Annotated in this window: 3 protein-coding genes; all 3 read right to left on the bottom strand. The window is 77.4% G+C overall.

Going from position 1 to position 1,996, the window contains the following annotated elements; genetic code table 11:
• Positions 1 to 104 precede the first annotated feature (104 nt).
• Positions 105 to 869, bottom strand: a complete 765-nt coding sequence (locus GA0115240_RS14845) for an urease accessory protein UreD (protein ID WP_093737147.1) — start codon at positions 867 to 869, stop codon at positions 105 to 107.
• Positions 866 to 1,561 (bottom strand): urease accessory protein UreG, encoded by a 696-nt coding sequence (ureG, locus tag GA0115240_RS14840; protein WP_093737146.1) that lies wholly within the window; start codon positions 1,559 to 1,561, stop codon positions 866 to 868. Before ureG ends, GA0115240_RS14845 begins: the two co-directional genes overlap by 4 nt.
• Before the next feature lie 93 nt (positions 1,562 to 1,654).
• A partial coding sequence (locus GA0115240_RS14835; RefSeq protein WP_272919898.1) for an urease accessory UreF family protein occupies positions 1,655 to 1,996 on the bottom strand: 342 nt, incomplete at its 5' end.

The following is a 1,996-nucleotide window of genomic DNA, read 5'->3' as shown; positions in this document are numbered from 1 at the left end:
AAGCTCCGCTCGGACACTGGGCCGCACGGGTGACCGCGGCTGCGGCCGGCGCCCTGCCGGAGCCCCGCCCGACCGGGCGGAGCGGGCACGCCGGCGGGCGCCGTTCAGCGGTCCCGAGCCGCGCCGAGCCCCTGGTCCAGCAGGCGGCGCAGGCGCAGGCCGTCGGCCGCCACCGCGGTGACGAGCAGGGCGGGGCCGGCCAGCGGGGTCAGCATCGCGCGGCCGTCCCGCGCGGAGTCGGTGAGCATCTGCGGCTTGGCCGGGTCGCCGGCCAGATCCGGGTCCACCAGCAGGAGTTGGCCGACCGCCCGGTAGGGGCCGAGGACAGCGGGCCCGGACCAGGCGGGTGCGCCGGGGCCGAAGGAGAGCTCCTGGTCGAGCAGCGGGCGTCCGTCGCGCTGGACGGTCAGCCGGGTGGCCAGGTCGCCGGGCGGTTCGGCGTGGCGGCCGAGTATCTGCTCGTCGCGCAGCAACAGCCGTGCGGTCGCGGCGAGTTCCACCCTGGTGGTCATCCGCAGCGAGCTGCCCCGGGCCGAGATCAGCGGTTCCGGCAGCCAGCGCAGCGCGGCGTCCTCGCCGACGGTCAGCCGGATGTCGTACGACGCCGGCTCGCCGTCCCGGCCCGGCAGCGCGACGGTCGCCGCGGCCGCCCCCACCACCAGGCGCGCCCCGGCGCCCACATCGGCCTCGATCCGCAGCCGGTCCCCGCCCAGCGGCGCGCTCATCGCACCCACCAGGATGACCGCGCCACCGCGCGAGCGGCGCAGCGCCAGCGGCCCCTCCCCCGCGAGCACCGGCAGCGCCGTGCCGCCCCGCCCGTCCGCGACGGCTCTGATCCGCGCGACGGCCCGGACGCCGCTGGTGGTCATCCCGTCGCCACCGACGCCCAGGCGGCCAGTCGCCCGGCGATCCAGGACGCGACCGGGGCGATGCCGTCCGGCGCGGCGACGGAGGTGAACACCACCGGCAGCGCGCCGCGCTGGGCGGCGGCGTCCCGGGCCATCCGGTCCAGGTCGGCGCCGACATAGGGCGCCAGGTCCGTCTTGTTGACCACCAGCAGGTCGGCCGTGGTCACCCCGGGCCCGCCCTTGCGCGGAATGTCGTCGCCGCCGGCCACGTCGATGACGAAGATCTGCGCGTCCACCAGGCCCTTGGAGAACGTCGCTGTCAGGTTGTCGCCGCCGGATTCGACCAGCACGAGGTCCAGCGGCCCCACCGCCTGCTCCAGGTCCTCGACGGCTTCGAGGTTGGCGGAGATGTCGTCCCGGATCGCGGTGTGCGGGCAGGCGCCCGTCTCGACGGCGACGATCCGCTCGGCGGGCAGGACGGCGTTGCGCAGCAGGAAGTCGGCGTCCTCCCGGGTGTAGATGTCATTGGTCACCACCCCGATGGCCACCTCGTCGCGCAGCCGGCGGCACAGCGCGGCCACCGTCGCGGTCTTCCCGGATCCCACCGGCCCGCCGAGCCCGATCCGCAGGGCCCTGCGCCGGCCGTCGGCGCCGGTCTCGGGGGCGGAGTGCGCGTATCGCTCGGGGAAGATCTGCGGATGGTCGAGGTGCATGGCCGGCTCCCTTGAGGTGGGCGGGACGGGGACAGTGGCGGACCCGGGGGCGGCCGGGTCGGTCGCGGTGACCGGGCTGGCCGGGGCGGCGGTTCACGAGGCGAACAGCCTGACCGGCCAGGTCGCGTGGTGCTCGGCCGCCAGGTCGATCAGCGGCGCCGAGGCGGCGGGCAGGGCGCCGACGCCCTCGGTCAGGGCGGTGGCGGCCGCCGCCGCGGCTTCCACCGCGACCGTGTCGGTCTCGGGGGCCAGCCGGGCCAGCACCGAGGCGGCGTGGAAGGGGTCGAGGCTGAGCAGCCGGACCGCGGCGGTGGCCGGCGCGCTGATGGATTCGTAGGCGGCGGCGTGGGCGGCGTCCAGCGGGTCGAGGCCGGCCGCCCGGGCGGTGAGGCCGAGTACGACGGGGTGGTGGGCGCCGACGCGGGTGGGCGGCGG

Origin of the sequence: Streptomyces sp. DvalAA-14 (genome assembly GCF_900091855.1) — a bacterium.
In the GTDB taxonomy this organism is placed as follows: Bacteria; Actinomycetota; Actinomycetes; order Streptomycetales; family Streptomycetaceae; genus Actinacidiphila.
Note: the sequence above shows the minus strand (reverse complement) of the source record. Positions and strands in the feature narration are given on the sequence as shown.

Coding starts and splice junctions, on each gene's coding strand:
- GA0115240_RS14845 (WP_093737147.1), bottom strand. CDS start 869: ATGACCACCAGCGGCGTCCGGGCCGTCGCGCGGATCAGAGCCGTCGCG.
- ureG (WP_093737146.1), bottom strand. CDS start 1,561: ATGCACCTCGACCATCCGCAGATCTTCCCCGAGCGATACGCGCACTCC.